The organism is Streptomyces goshikiensis (assembly GCF_014650555.1).
Lineage (GTDB): Bacteria > Actinomycetota > Actinomycetes > Streptomycetales > Streptomycetaceae > Streptomyces > Streptomyces goshikiensis.
In genome coordinates, this window is sequence record NZ_BMVE01000020.1 from 64,538 (window position 1) to 84,020 (window position 19,483).

At 72.2% G+C, this 19,483-nt stretch carries 11 protein-coding genes and 1 pseudogene; 2 read left to right on the top strand and 10 right to left on the bottom strand.

Annotation, left to right across the window (positions count from 1 at the left end; genetic code table 11):
* Window positions 1–36: 36 nt before the first annotated feature.
* The 7 genes from IE248_RS34840 to IE248_RS34870 form a co-directional block, all read right to left on the bottom strand.
* Complete coding sequence (locus tag IE248_RS34840) at window positions 37–9,252, bottom strand: Tc toxin subunit A-related protein (RefSeq protein WP_190032828.1); 9,216 nt, start codon at window positions 9,250–9,252, stop codon at window positions 37–39.
* A 36-nt stretch (window positions 9,253–9,288) separates the two neighbouring features.
* Window positions 9,289–10,434, bottom strand: coding sequence for a Kelch repeat-containing protein (locus tag IE248_RS34845; RefSeq protein WP_190032829.1), 1,146 nt, complete (start codon window positions 10,432–10,434; stop codon window positions 9,289–9,291).
* The gene (locus IE248_RS34850) at window positions 10,431–11,642 is read right to left on the bottom strand and encodes a Kelch repeat-containing protein (protein WP_190032830.1); all 1,212 of its coding nucleotides are present in this window, start codon (window positions 11,640–11,642) and stop codon (window positions 10,431–10,433) included. The genes IE248_RS34845 and IE248_RS34850 overlap by 4 nt, the downstream gene beginning before the upstream one ends.
* Before the next feature lie 40 nt (window positions 11,643–11,682).
* Window positions 11,683–12,816 carry a Kelch repeat-containing protein gene (locus IE248_RS34855; protein ID WP_190032831.1) on the bottom strand — a complete coding sequence of 378 codons (1,134 nt, stop codon included), beginning with the start codon at window positions 12,814–12,816 and terminating at the stop codon, window positions 11,683–11,685.
* A gap of 320 nt (window positions 12,817–13,136) precedes the next feature.
* Window positions 13,137–13,592, bottom strand: coding sequence for an RpiB/LacA/LacB family sugar-phosphate isomerase (locus IE248_RS34860; RefSeq protein ID WP_190032832.1), 456 nt, complete (start codon window positions 13,590–13,592; stop codon window positions 13,137–13,139).
* A 54-nt stretch (window positions 13,593–13,646) separates the two neighbouring features.
* Complete coding sequence (locus tag IE248_RS34865) at window positions 13,647–14,672, bottom strand: hypothetical protein (RefSeq protein ID WP_229895751.1); 1,026 nt, start codon at window positions 14,670–14,672, stop codon at window positions 13,647–13,649.
* A gap of 104 nt (window positions 14,673–14,776) precedes the next feature.
* The gene (locus IE248_RS34870) at window positions 14,777–15,127 is read right to left on the bottom strand and encodes a carboxymuconolactone decarboxylase family protein (RefSeq protein ID WP_008736700.1); all 351 of its coding nucleotides are present in this window, start codon (window positions 15,125–15,127) and stop codon (window positions 14,777–14,779) included.
* Between the two features lie 143 nt (window positions 15,128–15,270).
* Between IE248_RS34870 and IE248_RS34875 the strand changes: the two genes are divergently transcribed.
* Both IE248_RS34875 and IE248_RS34880 read left to right on the top strand, forming a co-directional pair.
* A complete protein-coding gene (locus IE248_RS34875; protein WP_190032834.1) occupies window positions 15,271–16,176 on the top strand; it encodes a LysR family transcriptional regulator in 906 nt (301 codons plus the stop codon).
* 746 nt (window positions 16,177–16,922) lie between these two features.
* The gene (locus IE248_RS34880; RefSeq protein ID WP_229895752.1) at window positions 16,923–17,735 is read left to right on the top strand and encodes a hypothetical protein; all 813 of its coding nucleotides are present in this window, start codon (window positions 16,923–16,925) and stop codon (window positions 17,733–17,735) included.
* A 48-nt stretch (window positions 17,736–17,783) separates the two neighbouring features.
* On the opposite strand, the pseudogene IE248_RS34885 reads toward IE248_RS34880, so the two are convergent.
* The 3 genes and pseudogenes from IE248_RS34885 to IE248_RS38345 form a co-directional block, all read right to left on the bottom strand.
* Window positions 17,784–18,157, bottom strand: a pseudogene (locus IE248_RS34885) (transposase); the annotation flags it as partial.
* Between the two features lie 152 nt (window positions 18,158–18,309).
* Window positions 18,310–19,119, bottom strand: coding sequence for a flagellin N-terminal helical domain-containing protein (locus IE248_RS34890; protein WP_190032835.1), 810 nt, complete (start codon window positions 19,117–19,119; stop codon window positions 18,310–18,312).
* A gap of 203 nt (window positions 19,120–19,322) precedes the next feature.
* Complete coding sequence (locus tag IE248_RS38345; protein ID WP_268254121.1) at window positions 19,323–19,451, bottom strand: hypothetical protein; 129 nt, start codon at window positions 19,449–19,451, stop codon at window positions 19,323–19,325.
* Window positions 19,452–19,483: the final 32 nt, after the last annotated feature.

Below are 19,483 nucleotides of genomic sequence, written 5' to 3' on the forward strand. Positions count from 1 at the left end.
GGGCCGCCCCGAAGCGCGGCCCCGGCCCGCCATCCGTTACGACGCCCGCGTCACCCCGTACTGCCACACCAGCAGCAGGTCCACCACCGCGTCCGGATTCAGCCCGCCGTCCCTCCGCAGCCGGGGGTCGAGGTTTTCCAGCGGCATCGTCACCACCCAGTCCTCGTCGTGCTCGGCGACCCGCCCTTCGGTGTCGAAGACCGCCCGCGGCTGTCCGTTCAGCTGAGGGTCGGCGGTGAGCGGGGCCGGGACGGTGTCCCCCGCGGGGAGTGCCAGCGTCACGGTCAGGTCGCCGGCCCCGTCCGGGTAGCAGTCCACGTACCGCTTGCTCCCGTCGGGGACGAGATCCGTGGAGAGGACGAGGACGATCTGCGGGTCGGCGAGGCTGATGTCGCCGCCGCCGAACAGGCGGGGGAACCAGCGCTTGGACACCGCGAACCGCAGCTGCGGGGTGGTTCCGCTCACGAACCGGTACCACTGGTCGCCGAGCTCGCGCCGGGCGCTGAACGTTCGCATCAGGCCCTTGCCGCCGTGCGCGTGGAGCCAGCCGTTGAGGCCGTCGCGGAGTTCGAGGGTGGCCCGGTCGGCGAAGCCGGACCCGCCGTCCCGGGCCGTGTACCTCAGGTGCATGATCGCGTCGGCGATCGACTCGTAGTCGAACTGCCGGAATTCCTGCGGCAGAGAGAGCCTCCACTCGCTGATGACGCCCGCCCCTTCGAACGGGAGGAAGCGCTCGTCGCGCAGATTCGTCTCGAACAGTCCGCTGTCGTCCTGGCCGGTGCTGGTCACGACCGACTGGACCGGCCCCGAGTAGTCCCGGAACCGGGCGTCGGGCGTCTGCCGCGCATAGCGGTTCCCGGGGAGCCGGGGGTCGGTCCGCACACTGCTGCGCATCAGGGTGGCCGTCAGGTTGACGCTGGTGTACGGGCCGCTGACGCACGGCACGGTGAAGCTCACCGTCCTGATCCGCCGCAGGTAGTGGCCGGGCGTGTCCAGGTCGAACAGAGCCTCCGGAAGCGATACGTAGCAGCTGCCGGTCTCCTTGAGCGTGAGCAGGGCGTTCGGGTCGATCTGGGCGAGAGACACCGACTTCGACAGCTCGAACTCGCGGGCGTTCGCGGCGAGGTACGCGGCGTCGAGCCGGTTCAGGTCGCTCCCTAGCCGCTCGCCCGCGAGGAGGCCCTTGCGCAGCGTGTCCCAGTGCCCGAAGCGCACGAGAGGCGGGCCGTCGGCGCCCAGCTCGTACCGCATGGCCCGCTCGGCCCGCTTGGCCGTCTCGTACGCGAGCTGGTACGCCTGGAAGTACGAGGTGGACAGCTGACCGACCATCCAGTCGTACAGCTCCTGGCCGGTGTACTTGTCGTGGAGGAAGCGGTCCGCCTCCCTGGTGTGGGCGGCCTGGAGGTCGTGGTTGGCGAGCTCCCGCCGGGCGATCTCGTGGCGCAGGACCGCGGCCTCGATCTGGGCGTCGTGGTTCGCGATCTCCGAGTCGGCCTGGCCCTTCTGGAACTCCCATTCCTCCGAGCGCCGCTCGTAGCCGGCGAGCGTGGCGGCCAGCGCGGCCCCGGAGTGGAAGGTGCCGGCGATCTGGGAGAGCGAGCCCGACAGTCCCTTGAGCGCCTCGCCGAGGTTGGTGCCGCCCCAGGTCGCGCCGATCGTCGTCGGCGAGCCGAGCTTCAGCTCGGGAAGCAGGCGCATGACGCTCACCGTCATGTCGATGGCCGCGGCGATGGACTGGGTGCCGATGCCCAGGCCGCTGAGGACCTCATGAGTCTTCTCCCCGGCGTTCATCTTCCGGCGCGTCGCGTAGTAGTCCTGCCTCTTCTTTGCCCCGGTGCGGGCCTGCCGGAGCGCTGCCACGGTGTGGGCCGCCTCCGTGACCTGGACGCTGCGCACTTCCCGTACCGCGTCGAGCAGCGCGGTCTCGTGGCTGGAGCGCAGCCGGGCCAGCGCCTCCGCGTCCCGCTTCTCCAGCGCGGCGAGCAGCAGCGCGCCGAAGGACTTGACCTCGGCGGTGTACTCCCGGGCCTTCGCGACCATGGTGGTGAACCGGTAGTGGGGGAGGGGCCCGCCGAGGTCCTGTGCCACGGATTCCAGGTCGGCCCCCGTTGCCAGGGCGCCGACGAGCAGGCCGGGGTCGATCGGGGCGCCGAACAGCTCGAACGCGCGCTGGACGCCCTCGATGTCCTGGCAGTGCCGGATCTTGTACAGCCGGTCCTCGACCGTGTCCCAGTAGCCGAGCAGCTTCTCGTTGGGCGGGATGCGGAAGTAGGCCAGCCAGCCGAGGCCGAGACCGGGCGAGATCCTCGTCGGCGGCGGCTCGGTCCCGCCGGGAGGGATCAGGTGCTCGGCCGCCGTCACCGGATCGGGCGCCGCCGCACCGCGTGCGCGCAGTTCGGCGTAGCTGAGCGGCGCGGGCTCGTTCGGCGGGGGTACGGTCACGGGCCGCGGCCCGAGGAGTTCGGCGGCGAGCACGTACATCTGTGCCGCGACGTTCGCGGATTCCAGGGTTCCCTCGCGGAAGAGCTGGTCGCCCCAGGAGATCAGATTGTCCAGATACCGCATCACCACCGCCTTCTGGTAGGCGGTCGTGCGGAACTTGGCGACCACGTCCGGCTGGAACGGATGCGCCAGCCACTCCTCGACGCGGCGCCGCTCGCCCTCGTCACCTCGTGCGAGGGCGGTGAGGATCTCTTCGATGCGCTGCCGCTGGTAGTCCTTCTGCAGGTAGAACGGCTTGGTGATCCAGTAACGCGCAGGCGACTCTCCGCCGGACCGCGAGGTCGGGTCGAAGATCTTGTGGAACCACTGCTGCGCCTCGGCGAAGCGCTGGTTGGCGCTCAGCCGCTGCGCCATGAGCAGCGGGATATGGAAGAACAGCTCCCAGTTGTAGTCGGCGTACGTGCCCCCCGGGGTGAAGTCCACCTCGGTCTCGGACGGGTAGTCCGAGGACACCAGACTCGTGGGGGCGTAGGACCGGAAGTCGAACAGGGGCCACTGCGCGCCTGGGGCGAGCTGGACGGACCGGTCGAGCAGGGCACGCGTACCGTCGCGGTTGAGCAGGCTTTGGAAGAGGTCGATGTGGGGGTGGTACATCGGGGCGAACCTCAGCACGGTCGGACCCGGCCGGAGGTCCGGAGCGACGTGGTAGGTGCGCGCCCCGTCGGTGAAGGCGACCGAGTCGTAGAGCCACCCCAGGGGTGAGGCGTAGGCCACCGGCAGCTGTAGCCGGAAACGCGCGGTGCCGAGCGGGTTCTCAAGGACCGGGACGCTGCCCTTGAACTCGAACAGCTCGGGGAGGTGGACCCGGTCGCGGTAGTCGGGCGGCAGGTTCGCGGGGTGGTTCTGGACGAACTCGTTGTTGATGTTCTGCGTGTCCGTCGGCGCGATGAACCTCTGGCCCCGGCTGTCGTGCCGGGGGTCGCCCTCGTGGACGAAGAGCGTCGGCACGGTGTCCACCGCGCCGGTGCGCGGGCCGAACCGGAAGGCCCCGGAGACGGTTCCCCTCTCGGGATCGGGGTTGACGTAACTGGCGAAGTTGTGGACGCTCCACACCGTCAGCTCCCCGCCCACGGGGTCGATCTGCGGGTAGAAGCGGTAGGGGCCCGTGGTGTGGAAGGGGTTGGCCTCGTCCTCCGCGAGACGCTGCGGCCACTTGAGCGTCGTGATCGTGTCCTGTGTGATCCGCTTCGGCTGCCAGGTGCCGTTGGCGTACTGGGTCCAGTTGAGCTGGATCTTCCAGTAGGGGTCCGGCGCGTCGATCGCCGTCTCGTTCTTGCCCTCGACGGGCAGCGTCGTGATCGCCTTGTGGTCCCCCACCTTGACGAACGTCGGCCACATCAGGAGAAGGCGCTTGTTCCACACCACGGGGACCAGCGCCGGGGTGTCGATGTCGAGCTCGATCTTCTCCCAGGGCGTCCAGGTGGTCCTGTTCTTGATCCAGCGGCGGTGGTGGAAGGTGCGCGGTACCGAATCCGTGCACGCGAACAGATGGGCCACCTCCGTGCCGGTCGACAGGTCGTGGAGGATGCCGCAGGGGTGGAGCCGGGCCACCGAGTCGAGCCGGTCGACGTAGTTGCGGTAGACCTCCTCCATGTTGTCGCCGACCACCTCCTTCTGCGTCAGCTCGTTGCGCAGGCCGGTGAAGAACGGGGAGGCGTCGGCGCGCAGATCGGGCTGGAAGTAGTTCTCCGGATACAGGAAGACCTTCTGGTTCGCCTCCCACAGCCGGTAGCGCTTCATCCACTCCCACTGCTCCCAGGTGTCGTCGTCACCGGGGCGCACCCGGACCTCCAGGCCGAGCAGCACCCGCTGGACGAACAGCTGGACCGTGTAGATCGCCTGCGCCATCCGGGTCGTGAGCCGGCAGCTGCCCATTTCGACGTCGAGCAGGAAGTGGTCGAACAGGCCGTTGACGTCGTTCCAATAGGGGAATCCGACACTGGTGGTCAGCGGGTACGCGACGAGGTAGGACACCAGCGCGGCCCGCTGCCGCTCGCGCAGCGCGTCCGCCACCGGAACGGCGGCGGTCAGCCAGTCCTCGGGCGAGAACCGCGCCCTCGCAGCCATCATCGTCGACTGCACGATGTCCATCGCCAGCACCGACGGAATCCAGGCGCCCGCACGAGCCGCCGACACCCCCAGCCTGTGCAGCAGTGCGACGCCCGCCCGCAGCTTGCCGAGGCCCCGCTCGTCCGCGAGCTCGCCCGGCACGGTGATCTCCAGCATGCCGCCCGCGCACAGCACTTCGAGGTCGTCCCGGTTCCAGCCGGTGCGCTCGCTCAGCGCGTCGAACACCCGGTACCCGGACGCTCCCGGGCCGCGTCCCGCGGCGAGTACGGCCCCGAGCGTGGCCGAGCCGCCGGGTAGGGCGTCGCGCAGGGCGAGCAGATCGAGCAGCCGGACGAACGGCCGGTACAGCGGGGGGGCGCCCTCGACCCGCGACGGGGGCAGCGCCGCCAGATCCAGCCAGCCGGCGCCCGCCGCGTGTCCGATCACCCAGGCCAGCTCCTCTCCCGTGACCCGCAGCCGCGACAGGGCCAGCGCGACCCGGTGCAGCAGCGCCAGGGCCGTGAACTGGACCGGGAAGCCGGTGCGGGTGACGGACACCGCCTCGTCGCTGCCGACGTACCAGGGCGCGAGGAAGTCGAGGACGAGCGGTCCCGTTCCGGACAGGGACCGCAGCCACGTTCCGAGCAGGGCGTCCGCCGCGATGGCGTCGAGACCGGCCGCCTGGCCGAGCTGGAGCTTCACGGTCGTCTCGCTGAGCCGTCGGCGCAGCTCCGGCAGAAGGACCGACAGGACGAGGGGGAAGCGGTCGGAGGGGGCCAGCGGGTGGTCGAACAGGGCGCCGGCGTGCGACTCGTCCAGGAACCGGTTCTCCTGCTCGACCGGTTCGCTCTGTGCACCCTGCAGCAGGCGCGCCGCCCGCTGGAAGTCCTCCTCGCCGGACGCGGCGGCCAGCGCCTCGATCTCGTCCTGGCTGCGGTGGCCACGGGAGCACAGCGTCAGGGCCGAGGGGTCGTGGAACACCTTGCCGACCAGCCCCGGCGGCAGGACGAGATCAGCGGGCATGGCCGTGAGAGGGGTGCGGTATACCGGGATCCGGAAGGCATTCATCTGCGTGGCCACGAACTGCCGGGGGGCCGAGAACAGCGTCCGTACGGTGATCCCCCACAACTCGCCGGAGCCCAGGGCGTACATCCGCTCCTTCTGGTCGAGCGTCATCGGCCCGGTGAACCGGAGCGTACCCTGCCCGTCCGGACCGGGCTCGAAGCGCACCGGAAGACCCGGGGGATACGGGCGGGAACCCACGTCGTTGGCGACCGGGGCGCAGTACACGGCGGTGCCGAGCAAGGTGGCGACCGCCTCCTCCACCCGGGCTGGCTCCCAGCCCAGCAGGGAGAGGTGCCGGCCCGTCAGCGCACCCTTGTCGTCTGCGGTCTGCGCGGTCTGCTCGTACACGGCCCGCAGGGCCGAGCGCAGTGCGCTGAGCACCGAGCCCAGGGTGGCATCGGACGGTACGAGCGAGCCCTCGGGGCCGGTCGTCGCGGTCAGTACCGCGTCGGCCTCGGCGACGGTCAGGCCGCCGGCCAGGATCGACTCCACCTCGTCGGCGAACCGGGCCGTCTCCGCGAGCGAGGCGCGCACCGACGCCGCGGGGTCCCCGGCCGCCGGCGGCTCGCCCACGGCACCCCCGGCGCCCACCGACGACTCCTTGCGCCCGGGGTCCCCGACCGGTGACGGGCTCAGCCGTACGGGCCGGCCGGCGGGCAGTTCCGTCTCGCCGCTGCCGCGCGCCGTCCCGTCGCCGTCCGCCGGCTGTCCGCCGGGCCGCAGCGGACTGCCGCCGCGCAGCTCGAACAGTCGCAGCAGGTCGGCGACCGGCAGCCGGACGGCGCGGGCCAGCGTCACCGTACGCACGAGCGAGGAGAGGTTGGCGCGGGTCAGGCGCGTGTCCGCGACGACGGCCCTCGGCCCTGAGACGAGGGCGTTCAGTTCGGTGTCCGTGACCTCCAGGCTCCCGAGCAGGGCGGCCGATACGGGATAGGACCGCAGATCGCCCGCGGCCTCGACCTCGGTGCGCAACGCGTTCAGCGTGAACGGGTTGCGGCCGTCCGGCAAAGCGGCGATCACGGTGTCGTCGAGGAACAGGCGGTCGTACAGCGGAAGGTCGTCGCCCGTGCGGTACCGATGGGTGTCCAGCGGGCCGTACAGGCACAGCAGCCGCTCCACCGGCAGGCCGAGCCGGTCGGAGAGGCGCCGGACGGCGACCACGCAGGACAGCGTGGCGGCCGTCAGCTCGCCCGGTGTACAGGTGGCGATGACCCGGTCGAGCCGGCGCGCCGGCCAGCCGAGCACCCTGCGCAGGCGCTCGAACCGGTGCAGCCGGTCGAGGGTGTCCGCGGTCAGCCCGTTGATCCGCAGCAGGCGTGTGTCGCAGGGGTGGTCGGGGTCGGTCGGCTCGATCACCAGGGTGCGGTCCGGGTCGACGAAGCGGGTGTCGAGCACCGACTCAAGCTCCGGGTAGTCGAGTTGAGCGGTGTCGAGCATGGCCCGCACCGTCGACACCGACTCCAGGAGCTGGGCCGGGGGCATACCGGAGGGCTTGCCGTAGAAGGAGGCCAGGGTGTAATAAGGCCCGGTGGTCTCGCGCGTGATCATCCGCAGGCCGGCCATGGTGATGCCCAGGCTCTCCGCGACCACCTCGACGGATTCGGCGCCGGCCGGGTGCAGCGTGGCCATGAGCTCCGCGCGCGGCACCCCGAGCAGCCCGAGGTAGGTTCGGGCGCGGTCGGCCCAGAGGTCGTACGGCAGCGTCCACGGGTACGAGGCGCTGGCCAGTCGGTTGTAGGCGATGTGATTGGTCCACTGCGGCTGGATCCGCAGGTGGGCGGAGTCGCCGCTGCTCTGCCGCAGCGCGTCCCCGGTGGCGGGGTCCGGGAAGATGGCGTTCTCGAGTACCTCATTGACGAGGTCGACGTACGGGAGCATGAGGTTGGTGTTGTCGCAGCTGAGTTTCAGGTGCCACAGGTCCGGCCGCCGGGAGTACAGCGTGTCCGCCATCGGGCTCTCGCCCAGCTCGCCCATCGTGCCCGAGCTGGGAGCCCGCTTGAGGAAGTACAGCAGGTCCACCAGGTAGGCGGGCTGGCTGTAGAGCGTGCGGCACTCCTGGCACGCGCACTGGTCGGCGGAGCCGAACAGCTCGACCCAGTCCGGGACCAGATCGGTCCGCTCCTCCACCCGGGGCAGCCACGGCACCTCGAACTGTCCGGCGGTCCGCAGGTCCGCCACCAGGTTGACGGCGGCGGCGTGCACCCGCAGCGCCCGCGTGTGCACCGCGTGCGCCTCTCCCTCATCGAGGTGCTCGGCCATCCGCGCGGTGAAGGTGTCCCGGGCCAGCCCCGCGATGACGGCGGCGGAGGAGAACCCCTGGTCGCGCAGCGCCCGCATCGCCTCGAAGCGCGGGGCCACCCGGTACACCCGCTGGATGGCGGCCAGTTCGGGCCGCGCCTCCTCATCGGGCACACTGCGGGCGTCGACCGGGGTGCTCACCAGGTCGAAGTCCGGGTTCACGGCGAGGAAACGGGCGGCGGCGTTGTCCGGCTCCGGGGCGGTGGCGAGCCGGTGGGCCACGTACGCGGTCGGGTGGATCCGCTCGACCCGGGAGCGCAGTTCGTCGGCGTACTCCGCGGGTGAGAAGGCCGCCGGACTGGCGTGGGGCGGGCCGCCGGCCTCCGCCACGAGGCCCTCCCAATGCCCGTCGAGCCGTACGAGCTCGCGCGGATGGGAGAGCTCTCCGCTGTCGAAGCGGTCCAGGAGCGCGCCCACCAGCTCGGGATGCCCGTCGGCCACCCGGCTCAACTCAAGTGCCAGGCACATGCGTTCGGTCGCCACGGTCGGCGCGTCGACGGCGAGGAGGGCCTGGTGGGCGGTGTCCTCGGGGCCGTCGTGGTCGAGGTGGGCGGAGAACAGCCGCTGCCGTACCTCCGGATCCGTGATCGTGATCGAGAAGAGGCGGGCCAGGGCGGGTGGCGGCGCCTCGCCGCCGAAGCCGTCGGCGCCCTCGAAGCCGTCGGCGCCGAGATGGCGGGCGCGTAGGGCGGCGACCAGCGCCTCGGCCCCCTCCACCGCATCGATGAGGCGGGCCTCGACGGCCGCCGCGAGCGCGTCCCGTACGGCACTGGTACGCCGCAGGGCGAGCTCACCGAGATCCTCCGGCAGGCCCCGGCGCAGCAGACCGTAGAACAGCTGGGGCGACCGGCCGGTGGCGGCGGCGAGCCGGGCGGCCGAGGCGAGGTGGCGGACGTACTCCGGATCGGTGCCGGCGGCGTGGCCGAGGAACCCCGCCTCCTCGGAGGTGAGTTCGGCAGGATCGGCGCCGTCGAGCAGCGGCGTCACCGCTGCGAGGAGCCGGGCGTACTCGCTGCGCGGGTCGGCGGGCAGGACGGCGTCCAGGACCTCCTCGGCGCGGGGCGCCGGGCAGGAGACCTCGGCCGACCTGCCGCAGGGGGACGAGATCCGCACCACCAGTCCGGCGGGTTCGGCCGGCGGCTCGTACTCCAGCCGATAGCGGCCGTCGCTGCCCGTCCGGGTCTCCCCGAGCCGGTTCGTGGACCGCACCCGCCGGGAGACGAGCTCGACCCGGGTCCCGGCGGTGGCCGGCCGCCCCTCGTCGGTGACGGTGCCGGTGACCAGGCGCCGCACCGGTGGCGGGGCGGAATCGGGCGGGCCGGCGGTCGCTTCGGTCATGGCGGAACTCCTCCGTGCGGTGGGGACGGTGACGAACTACGGGGTGAACAGCTCGCTGGTGCGGGTGAGCTGGAAGTAGCCGCCCGAGGCCGTGGCGGGTCCGGTCCGCTCGGCCCCGCCCGCGACCAGGACCCGGCCGTCGGCGAGGACGGCCGCGGCGAAACTGAGCCGCCCCACCGCCAGCCCCGGCTCCTCGGACCAGGTCCCGAAGCGCGGGTCGTAGCGCGCGGCGCTGCGGTAACCGGCCTCCCCGAGCACGTCGTTGGTGCCGCCCATGACCAGCACGTCGCCGGCCGGCAGGCGCACGGCCTGGTGCAGTGCACGGCCGCAGGGCATGTCTGCCTCCCGGCTCCACGCCCCGGTCGCGGGGTCGTAGCGCTCGGTGGTCGCGCGGCTGTACGGGTCCAATCGGCCCTGGGAGCCGGCGTCCGGGTCGCCCCCGCCGGTGGCGAGTACCGTTCCGTCGGCCAGGACCGTCAGCCGGTGTCCCGCGCGTGCCGCAAAGAAGCCGCCCGTCGGGGTCCAGCGGCCGCTCGTGGGGTCGTACCGTTCGCAGTACGCGAGTCCGGCGCCGCCCCGCCAGTCGCGGCGCGTCGCCGCCCAGCCGCCCGCGACGAGCACACCGCCGCCGGGCAGTGCGACCGCCGGGTGGAGCGAGCGGGCGTCGAGCATCGGGCCGGTCGGCGTCCAGTGCCCCGACACCGGGTCGAAGACCTCGGCCGAGGTGAGGGAGCGCTCGCTGTCGCGGGAACGGGCCGCGGTGCCGCCTGCCACCAGCACCCGGCCGTCCGGTAACCGGGTCGAGGAATGTCCGCACCGCGCCTGCCCCATCCGCCCCGCGTCGGACCAGCTCCTCCGGACCGGGTCGTACACCTCGGCGCTGTCCAGCGCCCGGGCCGGGAAGCTGACCGGACCCCCGCAGCCGCCGGCGACCAGCACGCGCCCGTCGGCGAGCACCGTGGTCGTGTGCATCTGCCGGGTCTCCCGCAGCGGCGCGGCCCCGGTCCACACGCCGTCGCGCGGGTCGAAGAGCGCGGTCCCGTCCTGGGCGGCGAGCCGGCCGTCGGCCCCGCCTGCGATCAGGACGCGGCCGTCCGCGAGCCGTACGGCGGGGCTCACCGCGCCGAACAGGTTCCGCTCCCAGGGCAGTTCGCCGGCCGGGGCCCATTGTCCCCGGCTCATGGCGTGAACACCTCCGCCGTGCGGGCCGGGACGTCCTCGTCGGTTCTGGGAGCGGCCGCGCCCGCTCGGGAGACGCCGCCCGCCGCGAGGACCCGTCCGTCGCCGAGCACGGTCGCCCCGAACGCCCAGCGGCCGGTGACCAGGGGAGCGGCGGGCGCCCAGTGTCGGGCACCGTCCGCACAGAGCAGCGTGCTCGCGAACCCGACGTCCAGACAGGCGCTGTCGGTTCCGCCGAAAACCAGCACCCCGTCCGCGGTCGGCACCGCCCGATGAAGGGCACGCCCCCAGGGCAGGGGCGGACCCGGGCGCCACACGCCGGTCGTGACGCTGTAGATCTCCGTGCTCGCCAGACTGTAAGGGTGGAGGCGGGCATCGTCCGCGGCACGGCCGGGTTCGCCCCCGATCGCGAGCACGGAGCCGTCCGGGAGGGGCACGGCCTGGTGCACGGCGCGGGCGGCACGGAGCGAGCCGGTCGGCTCCCAGGTCCCGCTCGCCGGGTCGTAGACCTCACACAGGCCGAGCGCCGCGCCGGCGCCGTACCGCGTGGTGCTGACCAGCCCGCCCACGACGAGGACGCGGCCGCCGGGGAGCGGGACCGCGACGTGGTCCCACCGGGCCGCGGTCATGGAGCCCGTCGCCGACCAGGTCTCGTGGACCGGGTCGAAGACCTCGGCAGTGGCGAGGGTGAGCATGCCCTGGCGGGAACGCGGGCGCTGACCGCCCGCCACGAGCACCCGTCCGTCACCGAGCACCGTCGCCGAGTGCCCGCCCCGTGCCTCGGTCATCCGCGTCGTGGCCCGCCAGGTCCCGCTGGCGGGGTCGAGCAACTCGGCGTGGTCGATCGTCGGCTGGGGAAAGGCCTGCCGCCCGGGAACGCCCCCGGCGGCCAGCGCGCGGCCGTCGCGAAGGGCGGTGAGGGAGTGCAGGCGCCGGCCCTGGAGCAGGCGGCCCGTCGCCGTCCACGTGCCAGGGCCGGGGTCGTATGCGACGGAATCGTCCAGGGAGAGGAGCAGGGTCCCCGCGCCACCCGCGGCGAGGGCCCGGCCGTCCTTGAGCGTGACCGGCCCCTCGTACTGGCCGTGCCAGTAGACCAGGCGCACCGGCAGTTCCCCGGCGGCCGTCCAGCCGCCCGCGGCGGCCCGTACGGCGAGGGCACGCCGTGCCGGATCCCTCGTAGTGCCTGCTCCGCCGGCCAGCAGGTCGCGCAATTCGGCTCCTCTCGCAGCGTGCGTCGGCCGTGGCGGCCGGTCAGGGCGTGTACGTCTCGGTGGTGGCGGTGATCCGGTCCTCGCCCGGCACCGGCGCCGCCGCGCCGGAGTGGGTGAGACCGCCCATGACCAGGACCCGCCCGTCGGCCAGGGAGACCGCGGCCGGAGCCCAGCGCCCCTCGACCATCGGGAACTCGGCCGACCAGGCACGGGCGCCCGGGTCGTACAGCACGGCGTTCTGGAAGCCGACGGCGAGCGAGGAGTCGTCCGTGCCGCCGAGCACGAGCACGGCGCCGGACTTCAGCCGCACCGCCCGGTGGTGGCTGCGTCCCCACGGCATGTGGGCGTCGGCGCTCCAGGTGCCCGCGGCCGGGTCGTAGCGCTCGGTGGTCCACTGGCTGTACGGGTCGTAAGCCCAGTCCTCGTCCCGGAAACCCTGCATGTCGCCGCCCGTGACGAGCACGCCGCCGTCCAGGAGCAGGGTGGCCTGGTGACCCTTGCGAGCCGTGGCCAGAGTGCCGGTGGGCGTCCAGGTCGCGTCGGAGGGGTGGAACAGCTCGCAGTGCCCGAGCGCCGTGTAGCTTCCCTGCCCCACGGCGAGCGCCCCGCCGACCAGGAGCACCCGGTCGTCCGCGAGCCGCACTGCCGGGTGCCCGAACCGGGCGTCCGTCATCGGCGCGCGCACCTGCGTCCACCGCCGGCTGTCGGGGTCGTACAACTCGGCGGAACGCAGGGTGCGCAGGGAGTGGTCGTCGCGGGCCGTACAGCCGCCCGCGACGAGAACGCGGCCGTCCGTCAGGGCCGTCGCCGAGTGCGAGAACCTCCCCTCGCCGAGTCCGCCGACGGGGGTCCAGCCACCACTTCCGGGGTCGTACAGCTCGGCCGAGGCAAGCCCCGCCGGCGGCGCTCCGGGGCCCGCGCCGAGCCCGCCGACCACCAGCACCTGGCCGTTCACGAGACGCGTCACGGTGTGCAGCCGGCGGGCCTGTCCGAGCGGCGGCGTGGACGTCCAGACTCCGGTCGACGGGGTGAGGAGCGCGCTCCTGTCGGTCGGCAGCCGCCGCCCGTCCTCGCCGCCCGCGATCAGCACGTCGTCGTTGCCGAGTACGGCCGCCGCATCGGCCGGCTGCGCCCAGAACCCCGCGTACGGCAGGTCCGAGGCCGGCTGCCACACGCCGGGGGCCGCCCCTGCCGCGGCGCGTGCAGCCCGCTCCCGGACGCCGCGGACCCGCGGCGGGCGCATCCGTTCCCACACGATGCCGCACCTCATCTCGTCGGCCCGTTACTCCCCGGGGGTCCGGGCGTGGACACATGACGTCATCCGTGCGGAGTAGGAAGAAACGATCAGCCCGGCCGCCGGCTCCCCGAACCCATAGGCATTGACAGTGCTACCGCTCGCCGACGGCACTCCGGCGACGGGGGCCGTGAGCGGACCCGGGCGCGGTGCCGGAAGCGAGCCACCCCACCCCACCCCACCGACGCCACTGTCTGCGCTCAGGATGTGGTTCTGGTGTTGTCGAGCCGTTCGACGCGTGCCACGTTCTCCCGGTCCTCGGCGTCCGCGCTCGCCTCGGCGGCGAACCACGCGTCGAGGATCTCCTTGAGCAGGGGCTCCGAGGTCAGGCGCAGGCTGAGCGCAAGCACGTTGGCGTCATTCCAGCGGCGCGCACCGTCCGCCGTGTAGGCGTCCGTGCACAGGGCCGCGCGTACCCCGGGGACCTTGTTCGCCGCGATCGACGCGCCCGTACCGGTCCAGCAGCACACGACGGCCTGGTCGGCGTTTCCGGCGGCGACCTCGCGGGCCGCCGCCTCCGAGCAGGCCGCCCACTGCGGATCGTCGCCGGGGCTCAGCGCCCCGTACGCCACCACGTCGTGTCCGCGGTCGCGCAGCTGCCCGAGGAGCGCGCGAGCCACGGGTTCGTCCATGTCCGAGGAAACGGAGATCCGCATACCCCGAGACTAACCGGCCGCGGAACGTACGGGCGCCGAAGCGGCCCGGACCGCTCAGTCCTCCCAGTCCTCGTCGTTGCCGCCGCGCATGGTGCGCCATCCCTCCAGGTCTTCCAGCGCCGTCCGCGCCAACTGGGCGTACTGCACCGGGCACTCCCACAGCTCGCGGGCCGCGAGTTCGGCGGGCACGGGGGTGTCGGGGTGGTCCTGCGGCGCGTACAGGTGGACCACCGCGCGGTAGCGGGACTGCACGGTGGATTCGGCGGTGGACCAGGGGTGCTGCGGATGGCCGCAGGAGACGTCCAGGTCGATGGTGGCGAGCGCTGTGGCCAAGTCGCGGGTGTACGAGGGCGGCAGACCCTCGTACGTCTGGGCGATGCCCATCCACAGGCACAGGAACAGGCCGATCCGCTCCTCGTCCCGCAGCTGTCCGGTGAGCCAGCGCCGGGCGGACCACAGGGCGACCGGGCCGGTGTTGTCCTCCCAGCTACGGCTGATCGCCTCCTGCATGGCGACGAGGTCGAGGCGGCCGTCGTCGAGGATGAACCGCGCGTCCAGATGGGAGACGTCGACGCTGCCGAAGAGCTCCTGGTGCGCCTCGCGCAAGCGGCCCAGGGCCTCGTCGGCGAGGTCCGCGAGGAAGCCCTCGCAGTCGAACACCGCCGACTCCTCCTCGTCGAGATCGCCGTCCTCGGCGAACGCGGCCCGTCCGGCCTCGGTCAGCATGCTCACCCCCGCCTCGACCTGGTACTCCGAGTCCAGCTGCGCGGGGTGGGCGTCGGCCGGGCAGGTGCAGGAGGCCCGGTCCAACTGCGCACGGAACCCGTCCAGGGCCTGTATGTACGACGCGAACAGGGACTTGCTGAAGACGCGTGCGCAGACGTACCAGCAGGTGGCATGCAGGAGGATCGTGTACCCGGTCCGCTCCCGGCGGCCCTCCGGGCCGGCGTCGCGGCCGAGGGCCGCCTCAGCCGCGTCGTCGGCGAGGAGGGAGAGGGCCGATTCGGGATCGACGTAGCGGTAGTCGCTGACGATCCCGCACAGGTCGGAGATCAGTTGGCGGTGGTCGGCAGGAAGCATGGGCGTCACTTCAGTCACGTCCGTAACCGACGATCGGGAGAGTCGGACGGTTCCCCGGCGCACCTGACAAATGGCCTGGTCGGCGCGGTGACGCCGCCATCGGCCTAGCCGTGGGCGGGGGCCGAGGAGTGGGTGTGCTGTTCGTAGAGACGGTCGGCGAGCAAAGCGTGTGCGAGTGTGCCGCCCGCGCGTACGGAGGCGGTCACGAAGGCGGCTTCGGCCAGTTCCTCGGGGGTTACGCCGTGGCGGCGGGCGGCGGCCGTGTGTACGTCCAGGCAGTAGGAGCACTGGGTGACGAGCGCGACCGCCACGGAGATCAGCTCGCGGTAGCGGCGCGGCACCGCCCCGTCCTCCCGGTCGACGGCCTTCTGGAAGGCGACCCACGCGGCGAACTCCGCCGGGGCGTTGGCGCCGACGGAGCGGGCGCGGTGGAGGTCGTCGGGGTGTGCGTACATGTGCGGGCTCCTGAAGCGTTGGGCGGGGGTCGGCGCGGCGGGCCTGTTGCCCGGCGTCCTGGCACCACTTCACCTCGGGCGCTGCGGTGCTGTCCAAGACCGGTTTCGAAGGCGCAGGTTCGTTCTCGGTATCGTGGCTGGTCATGGACTTGCGGGCATTGCACTGTTTCGTCGCCGTGGCCGAAGAGGGCAACTTCGGCCGCGCCGCCGTACGTCTGCGTCTGGCTCAGCCGCCGCTGAGCCGCCGCATACGGGAGCTGGAGGCCGACCTCGGGTGCCGGCTGTTCGAACGGATCCCCACCGGGGCGCGGCTCACCCCCGCGGGCGAGGTGCTGCTGCCGGAGGCGCGGGATCTCTTGGAGCGTGCCGAGCGCGCCCGCGAGCGGGTGCGCGGCACGGTGGCCGACCGGGTGCTCGTCCTGGGCATGGTCGCGGGCGCGGGCTTGGAGGTCGGCCCGGCAGCTCTGGCAGCTTTGCGGCGCATGCGGCCGGGGGTGCGGGTACGGCTGCGTGAGGCGGCGGTCACCGATCCGACGGCCGGCCTGCGCGAGGGCCGGGTGGACCTCGCGCTGACCCGCCTGCCCTTCGACACCGCCGGCCTGACGGTCCGGCCGCTCGGCGAGGAGCCGCTGGTCGCGGCCGTCCCCGCGGACGATCCGCTGGCGGGCCGCCCGCGCCTGCACGTCACGGAGCTGGCCGACCGCCCTCGGTTCCGCCTGCCCCCGGGAACCGATGCCCGGTGGCGGGCCTACTGGCTCGCTGCCGAGGAGGAGGCGCCAGGCCCGGTGGTGGCGTCGGTCGAGGAGTGCCTGCACGCCGTCCTGTGGGAGGGCGCGGTCGGCCTCCTCCCGGCCGGGGCCGCGCTGCGGCACGCGCGGCCCGGCATCGCTTTCGTCCCCGTCGGCGGCCATCCGCCGAGCTGTGTCGTCACCGCCCGGCTGGCAGGTGTCACCGACCCGCTCGTCGATGCGCTCGCGGACGCACTCGACGCCGCGAGGCAGGCGCAGGCACGAGAGGGGCGGCGCGACGCGCCCGCCCGGCCCCGATGAGGAGCTGCCTGGCACTGACCAGTGCGATGTGTGCGGTGCAGGCGCAGAACGCTGTGGCGGACAGGTACACCACGAGTGCTTGGTCGGTGAGGAAGAGGATGGACGTGGCCACCGCCGCGACCAGGAGGCACATCGCGCCGGGAAGGGACTGCCCGGCAGCGGAGCGGCGGCGGTAGAGCGTCGCGCTGGGCTGGATGTTGGTGCTGAGCAGCGCGAGCCAGGCCATGGAGATCCGCATGGGGTCGTCCATCACGTGCGTGAAGAGCGTAACGGCGGGCGCCGGAGCGTCCCGTACTCCCCATGGATGCTGGACCGGTCCGAGTCGGGCACGCCGTTGTGCGTGTGGTGAGCAAGGCTGTGCCACGATGCATCCGCCACGATGAAGTCGGTCGGGTGCCACGGCAGGATGCGCCCCCGCACTTCGAATCGCCCGCCCTGTCGATGCCGACCTGCGGCCCTGCGGCGGCCCTGGGGGGGAGACCCACCGAAGGGAACAAGATCACGCCCACCCGAGTCCGGCGCGTGTTCAGGAACTTACGAGTGAAGTGCCCTCGGCCGGCCGGTGCATCCACACTCGCCAAGTTCACGGCTGCCCTGTTGAAGTGAGGGGCGCGGATGCTGAAGCACAAGCCAAACCTGTTCCTTGAGGTCGGCTCGGGCCAGCGGCGACGTGCGGCAGACGGCTCGGCAACCGCCCCGAGCAAATCCGATGGCACCGACAGCTCTCGGGCGACAAGACTGTACTGGTGAACACCCTTCCGCCGTCTGACCCGCTCCTCCTGCCGGTACGGGATCCGCGCGCCCGCCACCTCGTTCTCGACTATGCGGACATGCACGCCCTGATTGCCGACCTGGTTCTGCCCAGTGACGCCTCGATGTACGTCATGAGCGCGATGGAAACCTCCCGTGAGCTCATCCGGCACTCCTACTACCGCTACGAGTTCGCCACCGTCGCCGTCACGCATTCCCTGTTCGCCCTGGAGCACGTCCTCGCCGAGCGCCTGGGTACGAACGAACCGCTCCACGTCCTCATCGAGCGAGCCACCGACGCAGGGCTCATCACGGCCGGACTCGCTGTGGAACTCGACCGCAGCCGACTGCTGCGCGACAAGCTCACACAGGGCGCCGAGTCAAGTGCCGCCCTCCGCCCGCTCCGGGCGGTCGAAATGGTGCGTGCCGTCTTCGATGCCGTCTCCCTGCTCCTTCGCCCAGCGTCCGCGGCAGAGGCAACGGCCGCCGACGTGGGCGGAGCACAGCCCGAAGGCGGACTCGCCGGGCTGTGGGAGGACCACCTGCGCGCCCTGTTCCCCGACGGCTTCCGCGGGGTGGACTTCGACGGCGTGGACCTGGTCCTCCTGGACGCCGATGTCGCCGGCCTCGTACAGAGGGAGCTGAAAGACGGACTCGACGACAGCGGTATCGCCTACCTGTGGAACTGCATCGCCGCCCTCGACAAGATCGTGCCCCTGATCAACGAGGAGTACTGCGCCTCCTACTTTGCGAGACTTCGGACGATGGCCCAGGTCGCAGCAGCGCCCTACATCCCCACCGCGATCTGACCACCGGGGCTGAAACGGACTCGGGGTTTCCCACGACCCTTGTCAGGGTCAGGTTCGGTGCCGTTCGACCAGGCTCTCTGGGCGTTTGGCGGTCTTGCCCACTTCGTAGCGGTGGCGGGCTGCTTGTTCTTCGAGCCAAGTGGCCGGCCTGGTCCAGGGCGCGACGGTCTCGGCGCACGGGCCGGACAGGGCGAGTGAACCCGGAGGTTCCCCCCCCCCGGGCCTGGGACCGTCGCCGCGTCCGGCTCACCCCAGCTCTCCGGCCTGGCGAAACGGAACTCCTTGCCGTGCTTCGGGGGACGCCCGTTCCGGGGCGGGTAGATCCACAGGCGGGGCATGGGATTGCGCATCACCGAGTCCGACCGCACCCGACCCAGCACCTCGACGGGCAGGCCGGCAAGGAGGTAGGCCGTGCGCGGGGACGCCCGAGGCGGCGCAGGGCGCGGGGTGGGTACGGCGCCGCGGGCCGCGCCGGCCGAGTCCTGGTCTGACGGCGAGGGGTCGGCATCCCGTGTGGACGTGGCCGGCGGGAGACCGTCCGGCGCTGCTCGTGCGGTCGTGCGGGACGGCGGTATCAAGCCCTTTCGGTGCCCGTGTCGCTGGCCGTCAAGTTCTCCACCGCGTAGTCCCCGCTGCGGATGGCCGACTCCAGGCGGTTGGAGAACGCCCCCAGGTTCGATCGCTGATCCGTGACGGTCTTGATCGCAACGTCGATCTTCGCGATGGACGAATTGGCGTCGATCGCCGTCATGACATTCACCGGGCCCGCCACGGCCGCCCCGCCCTGGGCACCGGCGCCGCTCTGCTGATCCGCCGGGGCGGCTGCCTCACCGGCGAAGAGGTGCTGGATATCGGCAGCGAAGATGTTCACCGCCAGCGCCTCGTTGGTGTTCGCGCCCACGTGCGTACGCAGCGTCCAGGACGCCTGGGCGTTGGCCAGCGACGCAGGAGTGTTGATCTTCGCGGGTGTCATGCCCAGCTCGTCAGCGGACTTCACGTTCGCCTCGGCAGAGGCGTCGGCGAGCAGCTTCATCTTGTTGAAGTCGGCCTGGTCGGCGATGCGGGCGATCTCATCGGTCAGCTGGTCGACCTCGATCTGGATCGCCGAGCGGTCTTCCTCGCTGTACGTGCCGTTCGCCGACTGGATCGACAGCACCCGCGCCCGCTGCAGAACGTTGGTCAGTTCATTGAGGTGGCCCTCGGTTGTCCTGATGAAATCGAGCGCGGCGGAGGGCGAACGGACATCGACCCTCTTCTCCAGGAGCGCGGTCGGCACCACGGGCGTTGTGGCTCCGGGTGCGGGAGTCAGCCCAAGGCTCGCGGCCCGTTCCGGGGACAACTGAACCTTGGCGGGGCCCTTTGAGTTGGGCCTGGTCTCGGACACGACGACTCCTCACGTGCAGGCTCGATGACTACCTGACCGGAGCCTCTCATGACACACCGTAGTCCAACAACTACACGTTTGGTTGCTGTCCGGGAAGGACGCGGCCTGGGTGATGACTTCGGCCGGCTGCGGCAGACGGGGGTTGGCCGAAGGTAGTTGACGCAGGCGATCCTCGACAGTCGGGACACGGGCGTGTCGATCAGCTACCCGGGCGCACCGCGCGTCGTAGTGGCGTCGGCTCTCCTCGCGCCCGGGTGCGCGGTCGCCGGCACGGCCATCGGCTCCGTCATCGGGTAGACCTCGGCCGCCGTGATCGCCTCGGTGGTGGTCATTCTCGTGCTGTCCATTGTCTTCACTGACAGCC